This is a genomic window from Flavobacterium sp. 316 (assembly GCF_000967805.1).
Classification (GTDB): domain Bacteria; phylum Bacteroidota; class Bacteroidia; order Flavobacteriales; family Flavobacteriaceae; genus Flavobacterium; species Flavobacterium sediminilitoris.
On record NZ_JYGZ01000001.1, the window covers coordinates 1 to 23,678 of the forward strand.

Consider the following 23,678-nt stretch of genomic DNA (forward strand, 5'->3'; position numbering starts at 1 on the left):
TTTTTTGTTTTTAAAATTTATTGGATCGATTCTTGTGCTAATTTTATTTTCATAAAGTACTGTTTTTATGCCTCTTAGGGTATACATATTTTGGTGTTATTTCACCTCTATCTGAATAAAATATATGATATAGAGTTGTTTTTCTATTATTCTTAGCTATTACCAAGTTTACACATATTATTGTTGAGTAATTTCAACGATTATTTACTATAACATAGGTAGGTAAAATAGGATTAAATAGCAATTGAGAAAGCATTAAAGATGAAATAACCACAAAAATTGTGACTAATTTTGTGGTTATTTCATTCAGAGCTTTTAATAACTAGTGAATGCTTTTTAATAATAAGTCTTTTTACTTATTTATAGGTTTTGTATAAACTCACTATGCTTTTTAGAATACTTCGTTCTAATTTAGTATTTTAAGGTTTATTTGGAGTTATTTTATAAGTTTTATTCTCAAGTATACTATGAATTTTTTTTAATGATGATAATAATGAAGAGTTATTTTTTTATGAATTGTTATTCTATGGTAACATATTATTATATAAAAAAAACAACTTATTTATAAGTTGCTTTTAAGTTTTGAAAGTTAAAATTTTAGAATTGTATCGTAATATTCATGATGTTTTTTGAATTCTTTTATTCCCTCACTAAAAGTTAAATATCTGACACCATTTTTTTTGTTATGTGCGCTTATTTGATACATATATTTAAAATGTCTAGTAAGTTCTTTCCATCCATATAATAATGAATGTTTTGGATCATACATGTGTGTAGGTTCACTAATAGCTCCATTAATCTCTACTATTTGAAAGTTAATACCATTTTCTAAATCTTCATAATTATTGAACATTATATCCATTCTGCCAAAATGAAACCCATTTATTTCATCACAAATTTTGTTAAAGGTATCAATCATTTTGGGCGATATTTTATCACTTGCATCAACAAATTTTGTGCCTCTACAATGATTTCCATAAGGAACTAAATTGATGCTTTTATTTTTAGGTAATAGTTCGTCTATTTTATTAGGATATTCTTTTTCTAGAGCTTTTATTTGGAATTGATATCTTGGATCTTGGTTTAAAAGTTCTCTAATTGTATTTTTTCCATTTCCAGTTATAATTAAAAATTCTTTTTGCACTATTCCAGTAATCGTTCCTGTTCTTTCGTTTGGAAGTTTTACGTAAAATAGTCCTATTTCATTTTGAAATGGGATAAGATTTTGTATCAAAAAGTTAAAATCAGCTCGTTTGATATAATTTGTGAGTTCGGTTTCATTATCTATTTTTTTAACAGCAGTACCTCTTAGTCCAATATCTGGTTTACCAATCAAAGGATAGTTTAATTGATTATTTTCTATTGATTTTTTTACAACTTCAATTGATGTGTTTTTGATGAAAAGTAACGTTTTTGGATAGTATTTTTGAGGTATTAAATCGTAGATCTCTTTTTTTGACTCCATAAAGAATCCTCCATTTTTGATAGTGGGATTTGAAGCATTAAAGAAGAAAAAGGATCTAGCTTTTACTGCATAATATAAATATTGAAAATATACAGGAAAGTATACAATTTGGTAAGGCCAATACTCCCAATTAGTTAACTTATGGAGGAATAATTTTATTTTTTTCATTAATCGAATAAATCAATATATTGTAACGAAATAGTTTCGTTTTTAATTTCTACTTGAGTGATACTAACGGTTTTTAAAATATTATTTCGGTTAATTTGAAGACCAAAATCTTTGTTTGTTGGCTCTGTAAATTGATGGAAATTTAGAAGAGAATTAGCTTTTATTTCTGAGTTTGTTACTAGAAATTTGTTGAACCAGTTATTTCGTTTTTCTCTTATTTCTTCTTCATATAGAGTTGATGAAGACCAAATGTGATTTTCATTACTGTTTAATTCAAGAGTAGTTTTTTCAATTTCATTCCACTGAAATTGATATAGTTTTATTCCGTTGAAATATATTATTGTAAATGGTTCAATGTTGTTTAAATCAATTGAATGCCATTCTTTTAAAGGGTTATCAGTAATTATTAAATCAATTAAAATAAGCCCTCTACTTTTTCTGTAATTCGTTTTTGGAATATGTTTTTCTTTTGCTCCGTTCAGTAGAACTAAGATGTTTTTTTTATCATGGGCAAACCATGTTCCACCTGCTTTTGGATCTTTTGGAAAAACTATTTCTTTATTTTTTATTATGTATTTTGTAGGATGAATAGCTCTTTCTCTAGCAACTTTCTCATCTCGACTTGATGTAATACAAAAACTATCTTTTAGACGGACAAAAGTTACTGTGCACATTGTGTTTTAAATTCTATTGTAGATTTAGCAACACCAAAGTTATGAGAAATTTCAATATTTTGGTTTTTTATTATAGCTACTTTTATTAAGGCTTGATGATGTATACTGTGTTCTAGGTTATATAGAAGTTCTCTAAAATAGTTTGTATCAACACTAAAACGTATTTGTAAAGTTCCTTGTTCAAGAATTAGCTTTTTATTTGGGAGTTCTATTTTTGATAAAATACTATTTATTGCTCTTTTTGCTTCTATAATAGAAGTTTGAATTAATATGTTTCTTGCTCTTTTATCATAATTTATAACTCCAGTATTATAATTATCAATTAAAGCTTGATAAAGCTCAATTATATGTCTAGTATGCTCTCCAATTGTAGCATTACTTAATTCTGGGTGACAAAATATATAGTCTTCATCATTAAGTTGATTAAGTAATTCTATAATTTCTGAAAAATTTTCTCTGATTGAAGTTATTAGCATATTTATATAATATAAGTTTAGATGTTTTTGTTTTGGGCTATTTATTATTTTTGGGAATGAATTTTATAGATACAGAATTTGTACAGAATCGTTTTCCAGTAGTTTCTTTTGGACCATCATCAAAAACATGTCCTAAATGACCACCACATTTTGCACACATTACTTCTGTACGTATCATTCCAAAAGTTAAATCTTCTTTATAAATTACAGAGCCTTTTATAGCCTGATCAAATGATGGCCAACCACAGTGTGATTCATATTTTGTATCTGATGTAAAAAGTTCATTTTCACAAGCAGCGCAGACATATTTTCCTTTTTCAAAATGATTCCAATATTTACCAGTATATGCTTTTTCAGTTCCTTTGTTTCTAAGTACTTCATATTGTTTTTCGGTAAGTTGAGATTTCCATTCAGAATTACTCTTTATTATCTTGAGTTTTATTTCTTTTTTTGTTTGTGATTGACACGATTGTAATGCAATTAAAATTAGAATAAGATAAATTTTCATAATGTTATAATTTTAATACTCAAATGTAATAATTAAAAAAATGAGAAAATGTTACATATCTAACATACAAAAGCGCTATTTATGTGTTCGTCTCTAAGTCATTTATATATTCTTCATGTTCATAAAAAAACCTTTCAAAAGCATCCATTTTTTCATTAAAAAAATCAAATATTTCGTTCCAAGTATTTTTATTATTAATGCTTATATTTCTTTTTTCAACCCAGATTCTACTAACAATTTTACCTGATTCTAAATGATAATCTCGTTCAAATATAGCATCATTTATGAAATCTTCAAAGAGTATAGTCTTTAAAGACTCTATTTTCTCATAATATATTATACGTTTTTTTTCTTCTTTTGGTTCTATTTCTAATAAAACTTGAGCTTTTTTATTGTCTACAAAGAATTTAAATGATACATCTTTAATTTTTGTGTTATATAAAAGCCATTTTCTAGGATATTCTTCGGCAAATTGTATCCAAAAGTCTTTTTTTATTCTTTGTGCTTCTTCTTTACTGTACATTATTCTTTAAAATATTAATTTATATTAAAAAATTGAATTAACTTTATCTGTTCAAAAAAAGAAAAATGTTATTTCAGAATTTTATTAAATATGTTCCAAAAATAGAAAAAGAAAAGTTGTTATCAACAGAAGCTCACTTAAAAATGGCTCCTCTTGAGAGAATTTCTTTTTTGAAAGAAATGGATTATCTTGAAAAGGAACCAAGAGAAGCGGCTGTATTAATGCTTTTTTATCCTAAGAATGCCCAAACACATTTAGCTTTAATTGTTCGAAATACTTACCCTGGAGTGCATTCTTCTCAAATTGGATTTCCTGGTGGCAAGGTAGAAACAGAAGATAAAAACTTAACGGAGACGGCTCTAAGGGAAACACATGAGGAGGTTGGAATTTCTCCAGATAAGATAGAGGTAATTAGACCGTTTAGTAAAGTTTATATCCCGCCAAGTAATTTTTTAGTTTCTCCTTTTATGGGAATTTCTAATGAAGAGTTAAAGTTTATTCCTGATTTTGATGAAGTAAAAAGTGTACTTGAATTTCCTTTATCTTTATTTTTAGATGAACGAACAATTACTAAAGTAAAAATGACTACTTCTTATGCAACTGATATTGAAGTACCTGCTTTTATGGTAGAAAAGTATGTAGTTTGGGGAGCTACAGCAATGATGATGAGTGAATTAAAAGAAGCAATTAAAAATGTAATTCAATTTTAGTAATTGTAATTTAACTTTTAGTTGTTTTTTAATAAATAAGAGATAGGTTTTATTACATTTGTAGCCCTATTTCTAGACTTAAATACATAAAAAACTATGGGATTGATAAAAAGAAATCCTTTTGGACATATATTATTTTTGAAAAAATGGTTAATTCGTATAGCAGGTGTTTTTACTCATAAACGCTATAGAGGATTTAATAAATTACATATTGAAGGATCTGAAATTATTAGATCATTACCAGATACAAACGTATTATTTATATCAAATCATCAGACTTATTTTGCAGATGTTGTTTCTATGTTTCATGTTTTTAATGCCGCATTGAAAGGAAGAGAAAACAATATAAAGAATGTAGGGTATTTGTGGCAACCAAAAATGAATATGTATTATGTAGCAGCGAAAGAAACAATGACAGAAGGATTGTTGCCAAAAGTTTTAGCATATGCAGGAGCTATAACCGTAGAACGAACATGGAGAGCGAAAGGAGAAGATGTTAAAAGGGATGTAAACCCTAATGATACTGAAAATATTAAAATTGCTTTAGAAGATGGTTGGGTTATTACTTTTCCACAAGGTACTACACGCTCTTTTAAGCCTGTAAGAAAAGGGACAGCTCATATTATAATGCAACATAAACCAATTGTAGTTCCTATTGTAATTGATGGCTTTAGACGTTCTTTTGATAGAAAAGGACTTAGAATAAAAAAGAAAGGAATTCTGCAATCTTTTGTTATAAAACCACCTTTAGATATAGATTATGAAAATGACACTGTTGATAGCATTGTAGAAAAAATTGAATATGCAATTGAGCAACATCCATCTTTTTTGAAAGTTATTCCAGTAGAAGAATTAGAAGAACAAGCAAAACTTGATAAAGAAAGAATGTGGAGATATTAATAGAATATCCCGTTATTTTTTGATAACGGGATATTGTTTTTTTATTTAATAGGCTCAACATTATAACCTTGCTTTTGTAATAATTTAATAACACCATTATTACCTGCTAGATGACCTGCTCCAACTCCTATAAATGTTGGTTTTTCTTTTACTACTTTTTCAATAATAGGAATCCAGTTTTTATTTCTTTTTATTAATAATTCTTCAGAAAATTTAGAAGTTATTTTATTATCTGAATCTTTGGTTAGTTTTAGCATTTCTTCAATGTTTTCACTTTTGTAAACCGTTAACATCTTTTGAATTTCTTTTTTATCATTAACTAACCCATTTTTTGCTACTTTCATTAGCTCTTCAATTTGTACTTTATAAGGTATTCTATCAAAAACAGCTAGCTGATCTTCTACAGTTTCTAAACCAAAAGTTTCTTCATTTTGTTCCTTAGATATTTTCATTAGTTCTAAATCTACTGCTTTCATTGGGCAATCGAGTAATTTAGGTAAATACATTGTTGAGACCATGAATGGTTTAAATGTATTGATTAGGCTTAATGAGTATCCAACATTTTTAATTAAAAAAGCATCTAATAGTTTTGCATCATCTTCAGATATTAAAGAAGTAATTGTAATACCATCTTTCATCATAAGCCCATTCATCATTGAAGCTTGTAAGTTTGGATCATCCATATCTAATTCTAAATATAATTGATCGGTTTCTTCAAATGCTTTCATTACATCTTCATCTATATTTGTTTCACAAACAGCATGCATTGTTCCGTATAAGTAAGAAGGTTTTTCTAATCCATTTCCAGAAATTTTCCATAGGAGGCTATTGTCTAATTTCTGAGCATTAGTAACCAAGGCAATAATAAAAGAAGTTATTGTTAAAATGATTCTAGTTGTCATAAGTCTAATTTTTTAAGTTCTTTATAATTGTTGTTTAATCGTTTTAGTAAAATGCCATAAATTAATTTATAGAATAGCCATATTAAAGCTATTATTATTAATGCAATAATTATATAGAAAGCGAATAATAATATATAGAAAATATTTGGATTCATACTTTGTGACGTTTTTTCAATAAGGTTATTTAAATTAGCGTCATATTTAATTTGGAAAGAAAACACTAAAATAAACATCAAAAATGTCATAATAAGGTTGTACCAAACATAGTATGTAACAGTTTTTCGGGTTTTTAAAATAGATTGCATTAATTTTTTTACAGTTTCAGTAGTATTAATATTTTTGAAATTTTTATAAAATAAAAAGATGAAAAATAGTATTACTGAATAATTAATAATGCCTATAATAGGTATTATAATATTTAAATGATATGTTTCAAGTGTTTTAAAATAGTTTTCATCGGATGTTATAAAGCTTAAAGTAGTCCAAAATAAAATTTCTAAAATACTTATAATCAAAATCCATTTCACAATAGAAGAAGACTTCTTGTGTATCATCTTATAGATGTCTGTTTCCGTAAGTTGGTTGAAAGAATGATCTCTTTTTTTCCAATCTTTTTTTAATATATCTAGTTCATCCATTGGTTACGGATTTAATATTTTTTTTAATTTTCCTTTTACTCTGTTCATTTTCACTCTAGCATTTACCTCACTAATACCAAGTGTTTCTGATATTTCGGTATAATCTTTATCTTCAAGATATAAAAAAACTAATGCTTTTTCAATATCATTCAATTCACTTATGGCACTATATAGGAGTTTAAGTTGCTCTTCCTCTTCAAAATTGTAATCTTCTTGTTTTACTTTATGAAAAGTATTATCAAATTCAATTGTATTTAATGTTTTTTTCTTCTTACGATATAATGTAATAGCTGTGTTTAATCCAACTCGATATGCCCAAGTTGTAAATTTAGAATCTCCTCTAAACTTTGGAAAGGCTTTCCAAAGTTGAATAGTTATTTCCTGAAATAAGTCCTTATGTGAGTCTTCATCAGTAGTATATAACCTACAAATTTTGTGGATTATATTCTGATTTTCTTGTAATTGTTTTACAAAATGTTCTTCCGATGTTGAATTCATATTCTATAAGTAGTTATTTTATGAATGTTGTTACAAAGTAACATGAAAAAAAATATTCTTAATTTTAAAATTTAAAAACTTTGTATCTTTGGGACACATAAAGAGTGACTCAAAAATGAATATACCACGTAGTAGTTTCCCAAGAATTGTTATTATTGGAGGAGGATTTGCTGGCATTGCTTTAGCCAAAAAACTAAGAAATAAAAAGGCTCAAGTTGTATTATTAGACAAACATAATTATCATAATTTTCAACCGTTAATGTATCAAGTAGCAACAGGAGGTCTTGAGCCAGATTCTATTGCATACCCTATTCGAAAAGTTGTTCAAGAACATAATGATTTCTACTTTAGATTAGCAGATGTGAAGGAGATTGATGCTAAAAAAAATAGGATAATTGCAGATATTGGAGAATTGAAATATGACTATTTAGTATTAGCTACAGGTTCTAAAACTAATTTTTTTGGTAATAAAGAAATGGAGCGAAATTGTATGGCGATGAAAACAATTCCTCAATCTTTGAATATTAGGAGTTTAATTCTAGAAAATTTTGAGCAAGCATTGTTAACTAATGATATAGAAGAACGAAATAGTTTAATGAATTTTGTTCTAGTAGGTGGTGGACCAACAGGTGTGGAGTTAGCAGGAGCTTTAGCAGAAATGAAAAAAGCAATTTTACCTAAGGATTATCCGGATTTAGATGTTCGAAAAATGGAAATTAATCTTATTCAAAGTGGTGATAGAATTTTGAATACCATGAGCGAACATGCTTCTAAAAAAGCAGAAGAATTTTTAGTAAAACTAGGAGTAAGTGTATGGAAAAATGTGCGTGTTACTGGATATGATAGTAAAACAGTTAGCACAAATTCTGATTTGTCATTTGATAGCGCAACAGTAATATGGACAGCAGGTGTTCAAGGAGCTTTAATAGGTGGTTTAGATGCTAATTCTTTAATTGAAAGAGCAGAAAGAATAAAAGTAAATCAATATAGTCAAGTAGAAGGTTATGATACTATTTTTGCGATAGGAGACATTGCAGTTATGGCTTTAGAAGATTTTCCACAAGGTCATCCTATGATGGCTCAACCCGCAATGCAACAAGGAAGACATTTGGCTGATAATTTAGTTCGTTTGCTTAATAAAAAAGAAATGATTCCTTTTGAATATAAAGATAAAGGATCAATGGCAACTATTGGAAGGAATAAAGCAGTTGTAGATTTACCAAAATATCATTTTAGTGGTGTTTTTGCGTGGTTTGTTTGGATGTTTGTGCATTTGTTTTCATTAATTGGTTTTAAAAATAAAGCAGTTGTATTTTTAAACTGGGTTTACAATTATATTCGTTTTGATAGAGAAGCAAGATTAATTATAAGACCTTATAAAAAGAAGCAAATAGCGAGTTTTACAAGTGATGAAATATAATTTTTATTATATTTTTATAGCTTTACTTTAATTAAAGAATTAACAATATTATATTTTATAAAAAAATCCGATTATGTATAAATCATAATCGGATTAATGTTATTTAATTACCTAAAATTATTTTTTATCACTCCTAGTTATAGGGTTATAGTTTGGATTAGGGTTAGGATTTGCGACATTGTCATCTCCGACAGGACTACTTGATTCCGGATCATTATTAGGATCTGTTATTAAACCTTTACCAGTTATAGTATAAAGTTGATTTTTTTGAATTAGCTTTTCATTGAAATCGCTAATTTTTTTTAGATTTTTTTTCATGATTATTATATTTAAATGTTTAAGATTAAAAAAGTTATTGATATCATTCTTTAATAAATTGCTTTTTATAATTCCCTTTGTCAGTTTCTATATTAATTATGTAAAGTCCTTTTCTTAAATTGCTTAAATTTATTTTTTGCGTGTTAGATTCTGAATGAAATTTACTATTTAGATCAACTGTAAATCCTGTGCTATCATAAATTGTATAGGAAATTATTTTTTCAAATTCACCTACTGTAATTGTGATATTATCTTTAGTTGGATTTGGATAAATGTTTATCGTAGTATTTGTTTTATCATCTTTAAAATTTTCTAAACTAACGCTTATGCAATTTTGTACTCTAAAAAATTGAGCTGGTGCAGAATGCCAAGTTGGACCAACATCAAAAGTTACAATATATAATTTAGTAGGGTCAAATGATCGAGATGTCCATCCATTATTTGCAGAAGGTGTAGAAATTAAGCTTGTTAAGTTTATTGAATTAGGAGCTGTTCCTGAACCAACCCAACCACTGTAATAATCTGCTGGTATAAATTGCCAAGAGTTAAGATTGAACTCAGCAATTCTTATATGATAGCCTTGTTCATTTGTGCTGCAACTTCCATCAATTTCAATTTGAGGTAAACATAATATTTTTACGGATGTAGGTCCATACAAAGATGGTTCAGTTTGTTGACTATAGATGTTTTTAATGGAAAAACAAGCTCTTGGACAGTTTTTTACTGTTATCGTAGTACTCTGTGTTGTTGAGCAACTATATTTTGCACCATTAGTAACTTTGAAAGTATAATTGGTTGTTAGAGTAGGAGAAAGAGTTATAGGATTGGAATAAAAAGTTCCTACTAACGAAGCTCCATTATACACTTGCACAGGCCAATTACTAGTTGAAATGGTAAAAGAAGCACTATCTCCATTACAAATAGTCTGATTAGGAATAGGATTTAAAGTTGGTGCACAATTTAAATAGATTACTTTCGAAGATTCTACCCATTCACAAGAAACATTATTGCTGGTTGCTAGCTTTACTCTATAATATTTATTACAAGGTAAATTTAGACTACTAGGAAAAGTGTATGGAGACGGATTTCCCCAAAGCCATTGATTATGTAAAGGAGAGCCTATTAAAATAGTTCCATTGTAATTACATTCTTGTATTTCCCACATGTGAGTTAATGAATTTTCACCTGAAGGTATTGATCCAGAAAAAGTTAGAGGAGTATTTGAACAATAAAATTTGGAAACATTAATTATTGGATTTATATCTACTTTTTTTAAGGAAACATCATCTAAAAATATTCCATTAACTCCGCTTTGTGCTTTGATTCTAAATTCTATTCTATCATAGTTTTTTGCAGCAGCAGCACAATCAATAACAAATGAACCACCAGACTGTTGCCAGCTTCCCAATGTGTTAATTTGTGTAGAAGTCCACATTACAGCAGAAGATGAATTACATAGATCTGTTGATTTTCTTAAAATAACTTCAATAGTGGCTCCGGGATTGTTTGATGGATATGTTGTGTTAGATCCAGCACAGTATCCTTTTCCTTGCACTTTTGAGCCATAGAATGAAACGTTATATGTTCCTGCGGTTAGAGGTTGATTTAACTCACCAATTATAGACTCCTTTAAATTAAGATTTTGACTATAACCACAATAAACATATCTTGTTGTTCCTGCTGTTCTTACAGGTAAGTTTAATGTATGGTCACTGTTTGGAACTTTCCAATAACAAGCTGTTGCTCCAAGAGTTAATATGTCTGGAGTGAGAAGATTACCTAGAACATTATCAGTGTCACAGCCCTGTCTCCAATAAGGAACATTTTCAGGGAAATTACCAATATAATCTGGAGAATAGGTAGGGATTGTTCCTTGTTCAAAGCCATTATTTTTTATTAATTCTTGACTATAGGTATAATTAATAAAAAGTATAATTGCTATAAAGTATAATATTTTTTTCATCAGTATAATGTATTAAAAGCACTCTCTTTTTAAAATAGAGTGCTTTATTGTTATTATTTTTTTATTATTTTTTTGGTAGTTGTTATTGTATCAGATGTGATTTTTACCAAATAAATCCCTGAATTGTTGTTTTCTAAACTAAGTTCAAAATTCTTTTTACTCTTAAACTCTTCTGTGTAAATTATTCTTCCAGTAATATCTATAATTTCTAGTTTTCCATTACTTTCATTTTGTAATTGAATTGAGAAATCACTTTCTATAGGATTTGGATAAGCGGTCATAAAGTTTTCACCTATTGTATTCTCATCAGATTTACTTACAAATAATTGTGAGCTACGACATGTTTTTACTGTAAAGAATACATCTGTTGAATGCCAAATAGGGCCAACAGCAAGTCTGAAACGATAAACGACACCAGTTTGTAAGTTAAGATTTGTACCTAAGAGTGTGCTAACATTTAAATAATTTGGGACTGTTGTTCCTCCTGGAACCCAACCAGAATACAATGGAGATCCAATATCTGACCATGTTGTTAAATCAAATTTTGCTAATTCTACAAAATATGAGTTCTCATGATGACTTGCTGAACCGTCAATAATAGCACCAGGTAAACAAACTTCAGGAACATTAATTGGACCATACTTTGATGACATTGAATTAATTCGTTCACCGTTAGTAATTGACATTATAGCAGTTGGGTTACAATCTTGTATAGTAACTGTTATGCTGTTTGATGGAGTTTTGCATCCTGACTTTGATATGGTTACAGTAACCGTACTTCCATTTCCAGGAGACATTTGTAATGTAGTGCCACCATTTTGAACAACAATACCATTTATATACCATGTAATTGTATAACCAGAGTTTCCAAATATTTCATAAGGAATTGAAATTGTAGGCATTCTTTCTCCTTTACAAACAACAATGTTACTTCCTAAATTTGGTTGAGGGATAGAGTTTGTAACACTAAAATGATGTGTTTCAGAACAGCCATATTGATTTGTAACTTTTAATAAAAAACTACCATGCACGTTAGGAGTAAAACAAGAACTAGTACTAAGTAATGTTGAACTATTACTTCCTGCTGATGGTCCCCACCATTGATACGAATAATTAGAACCTACAGGTGCTAATGGAGCACAAATCTGTTCAAAATTGTTGCACATTGAAAAGATAGTAGGAAGTGGTATTTTAATACTTTTTAATAAATTAATAGTATAGGTTTTAGAACATTCTTCACCCGAATAGGTCATATAGGTAACAGTAATATTATATATACCAGAAGAGTTTAGTTTCAAATAATAATTACTATCAAAATAATTATTATTTGTTATATTATAATTATCAAAAACAACCAAATTATTAATTGTTATTTTTTTATAATTATAATCAAAAACGCTAATGTCACTTAAATAGGGTAAATTACCTCCACAAACATAGTTGTCAGAAATTAATTCAAATTCAGGTTTAATTATTTTTATTGAAAAACTGCAATTAAAAGAACATGTACCATTACTTAAGGTAACACTGTAATTTGTGTTTTGAGTAGGAGTATTTATTCTAGGATCATTTGGAAGCCAATTTGAAGCTGTTATTCCAGATTCTATTCCTAAAAGCATATTAGTTATTGATTCTCCTTCACAAATGTTCTTATTTGTAATGCAAATAGGTGCTTTTTTTACTTTAATTTTTAATGCTATAACTCTTTGACAACCAGAATTAGAGTTGTAAACTCCAGCAAAATGTCCATTGAGTACAGGCGCAATTAAAATAGTATGATAAGCATATTGTCCGGAACCAGTTGAGTTCGGAATTGTATATGTTATTCCAGTATTATTATTCCATATTTGATTATCAATAATTGTCCCAGAAGTACTCCATGCATTATCAAAAGATAAATTAGGATTTGTTTTATAAGTATATCCTGGTTTAACATCCCATAATGTAGTAGAAGTTAAGCTATAATTCCCAATTGAAGGAAGTAAAGACCCATTTGAAAAATTTTTAATAGTTATTTGATCTCCTTCACAAACAGATTGTGATAAGTCTATTTGTTGAGTATATAAATACCAACTATTTGCATTGTCATATTGAATAGGTGTATTCACTCCTATTTGTGTATTATTTGTATTATAAAATTTAAAACTAAAATTAAATTGAGCAGAAGCAAATAATACTGAGAACAAAAAAAAGAGAAGGACTGTTTTTTTCATGTTAAAATGTTTAAAAGTTTGTAGGATAAAAGTAGTACCTATATCGCATAAAGAAGCTTATTTTAAAGCATTTGTGATTAAACAGTATCTAAATAGTGATGAACAAATTAAGAAATGTGACGAATTGGTATTATAATGTGATAAATGTTTTATATTAAAAAAAGAGCTTTTCAATTTCTATTTCATAACTATTACTTACAGGAAGTTTTTCATCTTTAATTACAATCTCAGTTTTAGATTTTGATTCTACTTTGTCAATTCGGATAATGTAAGAACGATGAATTCTTAAGTATTCTAATGGATCTGGTGTTGAAGAAATGAAATCGCCTATTTTACATCTTATTGTATAGGTTTTGTTCTCTGTTTTAAGGTCAATATAGTTCCCAGAAGACTTAACATATAATATAGTATCTGTTTTGATTCTAATTTCTTTTCCAGCTTCTTTAAAAGCATAATATTTTTCTTTTCTTTTAATTTTTTTCATTAATAATCTTAATAATTCTCTAATAATATCTTGATTATAAACCAGAACTCTTGTTTTGAAAAATAGATAAATTAGAGTAATCAATGAAAAAATAGATAAAATGATAAACCAGCTTGTTTTCCAAAATGGGGCTTTTATTGAGATTGGAATTTTTAAATATTTAATGTTTTTATCTTTAAGAGATGTTAATACTGCAACTTTAAAAATGTAATTTCCGTTTGGTAATGAAGGAAAAGTAATTTTTCTGTTTTTTGTATAATACCATTTTTTATCTAATCCTTCTAAAGTATATTTATATGTTAATTCATTATTGTTTTTAAAAGATATACCTTCAAAAAACAATTCAATTCTGTTTTCATAATAGGAAAGGTTTTTTAAACTTTTTATGGATGAAAGAGAATCATTTACATATACACGATTAATTTTTAAATAATTGTTTTTATCTTCTTTTACATTTTCAAACAATGATTCTGGAGCATAGACTAATCCTTTTTTTGATGCAATCCAAACGGTATCATTAAGAATCTCAACATCATTTATACCATCATTTAGAAGACCATTAGAGCTTTTTAATCCAGTAATCTTATAATGTCCATTTTTATCAAAAAATATTTTATTCAAGCCTGAATTTGTGCAAACCCAAATCTCATTTTTATTTTCAATATGAATTTCATTAACAATATCGCTTAAAAGACCTTCTTTTTTAGAAATTGAATATACATTTTCATTATTCTTGTTATATACAATTAATCCATTACCAATTGTAGCAAAGTACAATTCGTTTCTTTCTTCATTATAATCAACATCATCAACTCTATTTTTAAATAGACTATTTATTTTGGAAAGATCATGGAGTTTTTCATTGCTATAAATGTATGAACCTTCAAAAGTACCAAGATAAATGTCATCATTCCAATAACAAGCATCATGAACCCTAAATGGGAAAGCTATTAATTTATAAGTATCATTATCTTTCCCGCTAACTAATGTTATTCTATTTATATGAGAAAAAATCAATCCTTTTTCACTGGGTTCTGAAACTTTTAATACATAAGCTATATATTTTTGCTTGTTTGTGAAATTTTCATTAATAATTAAATGATTGTGTGATTGCAGATAAATGTTATTTGTTTTAGCATCAAATTCTACAAATGCTCTTAGTTTTTCTTTTGAATTATAAATAATAGAAGAATTCCCTTTAGAATCAATTTTTAAGACTTTTCCATCATTATATCCTACAAAAATTTCATTTTTATTGTTTTTTGTGAGTGAGTTTATAGGTTTTCTTAATGGACTTTGGCTATATACTTTTATTTTGGGCTCTTTTATATAATAAACACCTGAATGAAGAGTTGTTAGCCAATAACCTCCTTCATGATCGATTAAAAAATTACTAATAGATTCATTTTCTAAGAAACTTTCAATGATATTCCCTTTTACATCAACAATTTTCCCACCACCATACAAATATCCAATGAAAAAATGTGTTTCATTCAATGCCTTTATATATAGTGGATTATAATTGGTTTTAATTTCTTTAACCTTGTCTCCATTTTTGTTAAATATAGAAATGGAATTAAGACTTTTGTGAATTAAATAATTATCATTTTTAAGTAGAATAACCTGATTTTTAACATTGTTCTCATTTTTAATAAAATTAAAGTCTTTATTTTTTACTTGAGAAGAATTATTTGATAAATAATAAAAAATAGCATTATTAGGTTTTTTTTCAAAAACAGTATATGTTTTTTCAATTGATAAATATGTGTTTTTTACCGTTTTAGTAGTAACTTTTCCATTATTTGAAATGGATAGTTTTCCATTCATAGATTCACAACCTATGTTTATAGTGTTATTATCATCTATATATAAATTTAAAATGGTTTGATTATTTTTTAAATATTTTGATAATAGGTTATTGTATTTATAAGGTTTAAATCCTGTAAAATTTTCATTAAAATAGAAAAGCTGGTTGTTAAAAGTTGAGCAGTAAACAACACCGTTTTTTTGCGGATAAAGGTTCAGAACAACATTATTTAGAACTCCATCTTTTATTCCAAATGTCTTTATTTCATAGCCATTGTAATTTGCAATACCTCTATCAGTTGCAAACCAAATTATCCCGTTTTTGTCTTGGTAAATATCATAAACTTGAGAACTAGGTAACCCTTCATTTAATCCAAACTCTTTATAAATATAATCCTGAGAGTAACCGAATAGATGTAAAAAAAATAAAGGAAGAAAAGCTATTCTAAAACTCATGTTAAGTTAAAATTTTTCATCATACCTAATCATTAATCCAACAAATTTACTATAGCTTTCTAAACCATCTTTTTGCTGATTTAATTTTAAGAAATTATCATAAAAATATTCAAAAAAAGTATCAATAGGAGTGTGGTGATCTTTCCAAAAAGTTTCATTTTCATCAAAATTTTTTAAAACACCTTTATTTAATTTTGTTAAAAAAATATCGCTTTTACCTTCTTGAATTCTTTCCAGATTTCCTAAGCAATATCGAGTGATGAAATTATAAGCTGAATATTGAAAATAAATGTCATCATTATTAATAGCAGCAATAAAACCAATAAAATTGCATTCACTTTCGCTTCCTATTCCTGTTTGATGTGCCATTTCGTGACAAGTAGTCATTGGGGAGTTAAATTTTGGCTTTAGAACATTTACTTGTGCTTCATTAGTAAAAGGATTTAAATATCCTCCAAAACCCATATAACTTAAAGGATAACTTAAAAGAGAAGCTTTAATACTTTTGTTTGTATATTGAAAACATTTTAAATTTTCAGGCAAATTTTGATACCCATTTACAGCTAAATTAAAGATTTCTGTATCAGAATAAGGTATTTTTACAGCAATAGAATCATTCCCTGTGATTAATTTTTGTAAAGCATTTGTTTTACTAATCATTTTATAGGTAAAAGCTTCTAGCTCATCAATACTATACTCTTTTTTGATATTTAATTTTTCGTTTAGTGGAATTCTATAATAATTCATTCCCCATAAAAAGTGGAATAGAAAATAGAAAATAGAAAACCAACTTAATACTGTTAATCCATTTGTTTTCCAGTTTTTAAAAAATCCTTTTCTATGCTTCCAAATTGAGCGAATTAAAAGAAAAATCAAAATGAAATAAATTATATCTCCAATAGAGAAAGGAATCCAGCCTAATATTCTTCTAGAAAGAAGAGCCATTTTAGGGTATAATCCATTACTATACCATTCTTCAATGAATGTTGGAAATTGTGCTAATGTTTTTACAAGAACAATTTGAAGTACTAATAATAAGGGAAGTATGTGTTTTTTTTGCAAAGCTGTAATATTAAAACGTAAATATAATTAGAAATCATTTATTAAAGAATTTAAACTTTGTAACTTTGGCACTTTATAACTTTTGAAACTATAAAACACAATGAGCCAAGAAGTAAGAAACCTTGAACCAAAAGCCCTTTGGAACAAATTTGCCGATTTAAATGCTGTACCACGTCCATCTAAAAAAGAAGAACGAGTAATTGCCTTTATGATGGAATTTGGTCAAAAATTAGGCTTTAAAACTATAAAAGATCATGTTGGAAATGTTATTATAAAAAAACCAGCTACATCAGGAATGGAAAACAGAAAAACCATAGTAATGCAATCGCATTTAGATATGGTACATCAAAAAAATAACGATACTGTTTTTGATTTTGATACACAGGGTATTGAAATGTATGTAGATGGAGATTGGGTTAGAGCAAAAGGGACAACACTTGGAGCAGATAATGGATTAGGAGTAGCTACTATTATGGCTATTTTAGAAAGCACAGATATTCCTCATCCAGCTATAGAAGCATTGTTTACTATTGATGAAGAAACAGGAATGACAGGAGCAATGGGCTTACAAGGAGGAATGCTTGAAGGTCAGATTTTATTGAATTTAGACACAGAAGAAGATGATGAAATAGATATAGGATGTGCAGGTGGAGTAGATGTAACGGCTGTTGCCGAATATGATGAAGAAGATACTCCTGAAGGAGCGGTTGGATATACAATTACTGTAAAAGGATTGAATGGAGGACATTCAGGAATGGATATTCATAAAGGTTTAGGAAATGCAAACAAGATCATGAACCGTTTGTTATTTGATGGATTTGATGATTTCGGATTGCAAATAGCTTCGATTAATGGTGGAAGTTTACGAAATGCAATTCCTAGAGAGAGTGTAGCTGAGGTTGTAATTGCTAATGTATATGATGAAGCATTTGTATTTGATATGCAAGATGTTATCAACGAAATAAAAACAGAATTAAAAACAACAGAACCAAATCTTCAAATTGTAATTGAAAAATCGGTTATAACACCTAAAAAAGTGATGCCACCTATGGCTCAATACTTTTTAGTACGTGCTTTGTACACTGCTCACAATGGAGTTTATAGAATGAGTGCTGATTTTGATAACTTAGTAGAAACATCAAATAATATTGCAAAAGTAATTGTAGGAGAAGGAAAATTAAGTATTCAGTGTTTAACACGTTCGTCTGTTGAAACAGCTAAGTTTGATTTAGCAAACTCATTGCGTTCAGCATTTGAATTAATGGGTTGTGAAGTAGAATTTTCAGGAAGTTATCCTGGTTGGACACCGAATGCTAACTCTGAAATTTTAGATGTTTTATCTTCAATTTACGAAAAACAAAATGGAACAAAAGCAGATGTTGTTGCTTGTCATGCAGGATTAGAATGTGGTATTTTAGGCACTAATTATCCTGATATGGATATGATTTCTTTTGGACCAACTATAAAAGGAGCTCACAGTCCAGATGAAAGAGCAAGTATTTCTTCTGCCCAAAAATATTGGAAATTTGTATTAGAAATTTTGGCAAATATTCCGGAGAAAAATAAGTAAAGAAGAGAGAGTAGTATATAAAAACCTCGTTTGTAATGAACGAGGTTTTTTATTAGGATTTTGAAAGTAATTAAACTACTTAGCGAATAAATTACTTTTTATAATAGGTATTAGTCACTTTTCCACCTGTTTGTAAATTCATTTCTAAAGTTCCTTTTAATAAAGTACAATCTTTCTTATTTAAAATATATTCACCTGCAACATTATTTTGTTCTAATAATCCAGGTACTCCATCTATTACAGCGTTTACTGAAATGATTATTTTATCTTCAGTTATATCTTTAATTGTGTATGTCGATTTTGTTTTTGTCTTTGTTAAAGGGTTTGTTTTTTCATCTTCCCATTTGCTATTAATAGTTACTTTATCTTTAGGAAACACTAATTGAATGTTGCTAATATCAACAATAGCATCAGAAGAACCACTACCATCTGTATTATAAAAAGGTTTTACAATATTTCCTTTTTCATCAATAAGAATTTCAAATGTTGAATCCAAAGCATTTTTAAATTCATAATGCATACTTTTTTCATCACTAGTCATTAAAGATTCGTCTTTGTTTGAATCATATTCTTCAATTTCGCCAAACATTTTAGTTTCAGATTTAATATTAAGAACATTAGTAGTATAGGTATATACATTTTTGGCATCTTTTGCAGACACTTTAAAACGAGCTATTACTGTACTTTTCATACTCATCTGTTCATTTCCTTTAGTTTCTATCTCAGAAACAATAGTTTGTTCATCACCAACTTTTTGATTAAGAGTTAATATTATTTCTTCCTTATTTTGCGAACAGCTAATAAAAAATGCGATTACAGAGAAAAATGTTAATTGTTTAATTGCTTTCATTTAGATTTGTTTTAATTGTAAATATACTATTTTCGAGTACATTGAAAATAATTTTTTTTAACAATAAAGAAGATTACCATTATTTGAATGTTTAATATTTAGTTTAATTTTTAATTTTTTGTTTAAAAATAACTCAAAGAAATATAATTTTATGCAGAATTTGCGTTGTACTAAAAATGGTTATCTTCAAATGAAAAAATCTTTATTATTAATCCTATTTATCTTAGTTTTTCAATCGTGTTCTAAGTCTAATAAGGTTGAAAATGTGGAACATGCTTTTTATTATTGGAAATCTGATAATTGGCGTTTATCAGAAAATGAAAAAAAAATTATTGATTCGCAAAATGTATCCAAGTTATACGTTAAGTTTTTTGAAGTAGAACACAATGATTTAATGGGAAATATTCCTGTTTCAAAAAATAATTTGTCTATTTATTCTAAAGAAAATTATTCAATCATTCCATGTGTTTATATTCGAAATGAAGTTTTTCTGAAAAGTAAAAAAGAAGAACTTGATGTTTTAGCAGATAATATTATTTTTTTAATCAATAAAAAGAAGGAAGAGCATTTAAGAGATGTAGAAGAAATTAATGAAATTCAAATGGATTGTGATTGGACTCTTAAATCAAAAGAGAATTATTTTTATTTTTTAACTAAACTAAAGCAAATTTATAAGAAGAAGATAAGTTGTACACTTCGTCTGTATCCTTATAAATATCCTGAAAAAATGGGAATTCCTCCAGTTGATAAAGCTACATTAATGTGTTACAATTTAATAAATCCATTAGAAGATAAATCTAAAAACTCTATTTTAGATACTAATGAATTGAGTAAATATTTAAACAAAAATAGAAAATATCCATTACATTTAGATATAGCTTTACCTGTTTATTCATGGATGCAGTTATTTCAGAATAATGAATTTACTAAAGTTATTTATACTGATTTTGAAAAAATTAAACCCATTTTAAAACCAGTAAAGCCTTTATGGTTTGAAGTTACAAAAGATATAACCATAGCAGATGTTTATTTGCGAATAGGTGATAAAATAAAATATGATGAGATCACAGCAAAAGAAATAAAAAAAGCTATTGAAATTATCAAAAAAAACGTGAATTTTGACAAACAAACAACAATATCATTATTCCATCTTGATGAAGAACAATTAAAACAATATTCAAATGAAGAAATCTCTAGTTTTTATTCTCTTTTTACTGAATAGTCTTTCTATTCCAGTTTTTGCATGCGGATTTTATCCTTATGGAGAAGACATCCGATTTTGCTTTTCAAAACCTAATAATTTTGCTTTATATAGTTTTTCCGAATTTGATTATTCGTCAGATTTATTCTATCCTAACAGTGAATTGTTTAGAACAAGTGAAGAAAACCCAAACAATGTATTTTGGCACAACTACTGTAAAGGTAAAGTAAATTATGATGCTATTGAAGAGTGTGTATATAGTATTCCTTTGGAACAATTCAATAATAAATCGGCAAATAAAATGTTGCAATATTTTTATTTAACAAACGATTTAGAAGCTCTTGAATATTTAAAATTTGCAAAACAATGTGAAGTTTTTAATGCTATTTATAATGATCCTTGGGAAAGAAATGAATCGGTTTCGATTCCTGAAAGGGGAAAAATGATTCAGTTAGCAGAAAAGCAAGCACAAAAAGTTAAAAATACCGAATTACAAAAAAGATATGCATTTTTAGCCATTCGATTAGCTTATTATAATGGACAAACAAAAGATATAGTTCGATTATTTGACTCTCATTTCTCAGATGCGAAACAGAAAGATCTTGTTTATTATTGGAGTTTATATTTTAGAGCCATTACAGAGTCAAACAAAGCGTTACAAAGCTATTATGCCGCTCAGGTTTTTGTAAATGCACCTGACAAACGTTTTGCTGTTTTTTATACTTTTGATAAAACAATTGCTATAAAAAACATCTTATCCTATGCTAAAACTAATGAAGAAAAAGCAAATATATATGCTTTAGCAGCAATTAGGAAACATGATCAAGCTTTAGAGTATATCGAAAAAGTATCTGAATTAGATGCTTCAAATGTAACATTGCCGTTTTTGTTATTGCGAGAAGTAAATAAACTCGAAGATTGGGTTTTTACACCTTATTTCTCACTTTATGATCCATCTGTCAACAGTTTAAATGATAACGAAAAATATAGTAACGAATTTTCTTTGAATGCTATCCAATCAAGAATTACAAAAGACAGGCAATATGCTAAAAAAGTATTAGAATTTGCTAGTAAAGTAAAACTTAAAAAAATAAGTAATCCTACAGATTGGAATGTTTTAAAAGTTCAATTGTTATTTATAACAGAAGATTTTGAAACGTGTTTGAAAGAGATTTCAGATTTAGAGAAGACATCCTTTGATAAAGAGTCTCAAATATATAATCAATTACAGCTTACAAAAGCATTATGTTTGGTTTCTAAAGAAAAACAAGGAAGCGCAAAAATTTCAAATGAAATTCATGATATAATAGTAAAAAACAAGTCTAATTCTCAGTTTATTTTTGCAATAGGAAGACTATTAGAATATAAAGGAAACAAAATTGATGCTGCGTTACTATTTTCAACATTACAAGGTAACGTAACTTGGAAATCGTCAAAAAACAAAACAAGATCTTATGTAGATTATTTTTATGATTATTTTCAATATATTAATGTAATGTACTCAGTTGATGAGGTTAAAAGTTTAATTGCAGATATTGAAGAAAATAGTAAATCAAAAGATGCTTTTTCAAATTGGAAATATAGTTTCATTAAAAATGAAATCCCTAGATTATATGATTTAGTAGGAACACAATACATTAGGAAAAATAATTTAGAGAAAGCATTAGTTTATTTTAATAAAGTAGATAATAAACAATGGGATAATTATTATGGCTTATGGCAAAGAATGGATAATAATGGTAATTATTTTGATGAAAATCCGTTTTATACATTAAAATATACTCCCGATTTTATAAAGAAAAAAGAAAATTTTCAGTTAAATAAAAAAACAGTAACAGCAAAACTGATTGAATACATAGAAAAAGCAGAAAAGACAAACAATAAAGATTATTACTATTTTCTAGTGGCTAATTGTTATTATAATATGACTATTCATGGTAATGCATGGATGATGCGTCGTTTTGGGGTTTCTGCTTATGATGTAGAACCTTATCCTGAAGATGAGGCTGAATTTAGAAATGGCTTTTTGGCTAAAAAATATTATCAGTTAGCTTTTAAAAATGCAAAAGATAATAAATTTAAAGCACTTTGTTTACGAATGATAGGACGATGCGAATCTTTCGAAATTATGAATGAGAGTCCGAACATTGATTATAGAGAGAAAAATGCATATAACGATTCTATTTTTAAATTGAATAAAACCTATAAAAAATTAAAAGATGAATATCCAAATTATTATGAAGATTTAATTTATGGATGTACAGCTTTTGAAGATTATTTTAAGGCTAAGAAGTAAAAAAAAACTCATATAACAAACGTAAAGACCTCGTTTATAATTTTATAAACGAGGTCTTATTTTTCATAAAATTCAATAGATAAATTATCGGGATCAGTAATGAAAGTGAAACGGTTATGAGTAAATTTTCAATTTTACTATTTTTATATTACTTTATGAATCCTATTAAGCGGAATAACAACACCTTGTTTTAAAATAATTCTATTATCAGTTACACCCCAAATTGTTGTTTCTGTCATTTTTATACTTTCATCATCTTCAAAATAAATTTTTATCTTAAGATGTTCTAAGTTTCCTAACGATAAAGCTCTGTCAAGATCATTTTTCCTTTGATACACCTCTTCTTTATCCTTTAATACTTCTGTGTTAGGAAAATGCAAAGAACTAATAGATTCTTTGTCTATTATTTGATATTCTAAAGTCATAGTAGAAATTAATTAGGTTAATTAACATAAAAGTAATTAAAAAAAACAATTAAATCATATAAAAAATAGTTAAAAAACAACTATTTAACGGTATTTTTAGTAAAACATAATAAGTTGTATTTGTTTTTATAAACATAAAAAACGGTTTAAAA

Annotated in this window: 21 protein-coding genes; 6 read left to right on the plus strand and 15 right to left on the minus strand. The window is 27.3% G+C overall.

All coding sequences use genetic code 11. From position 1 onward, the window contains the following. Window positions 1–589 precede the first annotated feature (589 nt). The 5 genes from SY27_RS00005 to SY27_RS00025 form a co-directional block, all read right to left on the minus strand. Window positions 590–1,633, minus strand: a complete 1,044-nt coding sequence (locus SY27_RS00005; protein ID WP_045966269.1) for a hypothetical protein — start codon at window positions 1,631–1,633, stop codon at window positions 590–592. Beyond that, entirely contained in the window at window positions 1,633–2,307 is a 675-nt protein-coding gene (locus SY27_RS00010) for a hypothetical protein (RefSeq protein WP_045966271.1), read from the minus strand. Before SY27_RS00010 ends, SY27_RS00005 begins: the two co-directional genes overlap by 1 nt. Then, the gene (locus tag SY27_RS00015) at window positions 2,295–2,783 is read right to left on the minus strand and encodes a hypothetical protein (protein ID WP_045966273.1); all 489 of its coding nucleotides are present in this window, start codon (window positions 2,781–2,783) and stop codon (window positions 2,295–2,297) included. Before SY27_RS00015 ends, SY27_RS00010 begins: the two co-directional genes overlap by 13 nt. 37 nt (window positions 2,784–2,820) lie before the next feature. After that, window positions 2,821–3,291 (minus strand): peptide-methionine (R)-S-oxide reductase MsrB, encoded by a 471-nt coding sequence (gene msrB, locus SY27_RS00020; protein WP_045966275.1) that lies wholly within the window; start codon window positions 3,289–3,291, stop codon window positions 2,821–2,823. A 79-nt stretch (window positions 3,292–3,370) separates the two neighbouring features. Further along, window positions 3,371–3,814 (minus strand): DUF4268 domain-containing protein, encoded by a 444-nt coding sequence (locus SY27_RS00025; protein WP_045966277.1) that lies wholly within the window; start codon window positions 3,812–3,814, stop codon window positions 3,371–3,373. A 65-nt stretch (window positions 3,815–3,879) separates the two neighbouring features. Here SY27_RS00025 and SY27_RS00030 point away from each other — a divergent pair, with 65 nt between their 5' ends. Both SY27_RS00030 and SY27_RS00035 read left to right on the plus strand, forming a co-directional pair. After that, complete coding sequence (locus tag SY27_RS00030) at window positions 3,880–4,524, plus strand: CoA pyrophosphatase (RefSeq protein ID WP_045966279.1); 645 nt, start codon at window positions 3,880–3,882, stop codon at window positions 4,522–4,524. A gap of 96 nt (window positions 4,525–4,620) precedes the next feature. Continuing rightward, complete coding sequence (locus tag SY27_RS00035) at window positions 4,621–5,424, plus strand: 1-acyl-sn-glycerol-3-phosphate acyltransferase (protein ID WP_045966281.1); 804 nt, start codon at window positions 4,621–4,623, stop codon at window positions 5,422–5,424. Window positions 5,425–5,465: 41 nt separating this feature from the next. On the opposite strand, the gene SY27_RS00040 is transcribed toward SY27_RS00035, so the two are convergent. The 3 genes from SY27_RS00040 to SY27_RS00050 are packed head-to-tail and all read right to left on the minus strand — an operon-like array spanning window position 5,466 to window position 7,462. Continuing rightward, entirely contained in the window at window positions 5,466–6,326 is an 861-nt protein-coding gene (locus SY27_RS00040; RefSeq protein WP_045966283.1) for a TraB/GumN family protein, read from the minus strand. Continuing rightward, window positions 6,323–6,964 (minus strand): hypothetical protein, encoded by a 642-nt coding sequence (locus SY27_RS00045; RefSeq protein WP_045966285.1) that lies wholly within the window; start codon window positions 6,962–6,964, stop codon window positions 6,323–6,325. Before SY27_RS00045 ends, SY27_RS00040 begins: the two co-directional genes overlap by 4 nt. Before the next feature lie 3 nt (window positions 6,965–6,967). Continuing rightward, window positions 6,968–7,462 (minus strand): RNA polymerase sigma factor, encoded by a 495-nt coding sequence (locus SY27_RS00050; RefSeq protein WP_045966287.1) that lies wholly within the window; start codon window positions 7,460–7,462, stop codon window positions 6,968–6,970. 115 nt (window positions 7,463–7,577) lie between these two features. On the opposite strand from SY27_RS00050, the gene SY27_RS00055 reads away from it, so the two are divergent. Next, window positions 7,578–8,882, plus strand: a complete 1,305-nt coding sequence (locus SY27_RS00055) for an NAD(P)/FAD-dependent oxidoreductase (protein WP_045966289.1) — start codon at window positions 7,578–7,580, stop codon at window positions 8,880–8,882. A 117-nt stretch (window positions 8,883–8,999) separates the two neighbouring features. Here the strand turns inward: SY27_RS00055 and SY27_RS00060 are convergent, their stop codons facing one another. The 5 genes from SY27_RS00060 to SY27_RS00080 all read right to left on the minus strand — a co-directional run bounded on the left by SY27_RS00060 (window position 9,000) and on the right by SY27_RS00080 (window position 17,184). Continuing rightward, a complete protein-coding gene (locus SY27_RS00060; protein ID WP_045966291.1) occupies window positions 9,000–9,200 on the minus strand; it encodes a hypothetical protein in 201 nt (66 codons plus the stop codon). Between the two features lie 43 nt (window positions 9,201–9,243). Further along, the gene (locus SY27_RS00065; protein WP_045966293.1) at window positions 9,244–11,163 is read right to left on the minus strand and encodes a T9SS type A sorting domain-containing protein; all 1,920 of its coding nucleotides are present in this window, start codon (window positions 11,161–11,163) and stop codon (window positions 9,244–9,246) included. Between the two features lie 53 nt (window positions 11,164–11,216). Further along, complete coding sequence (locus SY27_RS00070; RefSeq protein ID WP_045966294.1) at window positions 11,217–13,376, minus strand: T9SS type A sorting domain-containing protein; 2,160 nt, start codon at window positions 13,374–13,376, stop codon at window positions 11,217–11,219. Between the two features lie 154 nt (window positions 13,377–13,530). Continuing rightward, window positions 13,531–16,122, minus strand: coding sequence for a LytTR family transcriptional regulator DNA-binding domain-containing protein (locus SY27_RS00075; RefSeq protein WP_045966296.1), 2,592 nt, complete (start codon window positions 16,120–16,122; stop codon window positions 13,531–13,533). 6 nt (window positions 16,123–16,128) lie between these two features. Then, the gene (locus SY27_RS00080) at window positions 16,129–17,184 is read right to left on the minus strand and encodes a DUF3810 domain-containing protein (RefSeq protein WP_045966297.1); all 1,056 of its coding nucleotides are present in this window, start codon (window positions 17,182–17,184) and stop codon (window positions 16,129–16,131) included. Window positions 17,185–17,284: 100 nt separating this feature from the next. Here SY27_RS00080 and SY27_RS00085 point away from each other — a divergent pair, with 100 nt between their 5' ends. After that, window positions 17,285–18,754 carry an aminoacyl-histidine dipeptidase gene (locus tag SY27_RS00085; RefSeq protein WP_045966299.1) on the plus strand — a complete coding sequence of 490 codons (1,470 nt, stop codon included), beginning with the start codon at window positions 17,285–17,287 and terminating at the stop codon, window positions 18,752–18,754. 91 nt (window positions 18,755–18,845) lie between these two features. On the opposite strand, the gene SY27_RS00090 is transcribed toward SY27_RS00085, so the two are convergent. Next, entirely contained in the window at window positions 18,846–19,604 is a 759-nt protein-coding gene (locus SY27_RS00090) for a DUF6263 family protein (RefSeq protein WP_045966301.1), read from the minus strand. A gap of 190 nt (window positions 19,605–19,794) precedes the next feature. Here SY27_RS00090 and SY27_RS00095 point away from each other — a divergent pair, with 190 nt between their 5' ends. Both SY27_RS00095 and SY27_RS00100 read left to right on the plus strand, forming a co-directional pair. Continuing rightward, the gene (locus tag SY27_RS00095; protein WP_152640661.1) at window positions 19,795–20,826 is read left to right on the plus strand and encodes a hypothetical protein; all 1,032 of its coding nucleotides are present in this window, start codon (window positions 19,795–19,797) and stop codon (window positions 20,824–20,826) included. Then, window positions 20,786–23,101 carry a hypothetical protein gene (locus SY27_RS00100; protein WP_045966305.1) on the plus strand — a complete coding sequence of 772 codons (2,316 nt, stop codon included), beginning with the start codon at window positions 20,786–20,788 and terminating at the stop codon, window positions 23,099–23,101. Before SY27_RS00095 ends, SY27_RS00100 begins: the two co-directional genes overlap by 41 nt. A gap of 143 nt (window positions 23,102–23,244) precedes the next feature. On the opposite strand, the gene SY27_RS00105 is transcribed toward SY27_RS00100, so the two are convergent. Beyond that, window positions 23,245–23,526: a hypothetical protein gene (locus SY27_RS00105; RefSeq protein ID WP_045966307.1), complete on the minus strand. Its 282-nt coding sequence runs from the start codon at window positions 23,524–23,526 to the stop codon at window positions 23,245–23,247. Between the last annotated feature and the right edge of the window lie 152 nt (window positions 23,527–23,678).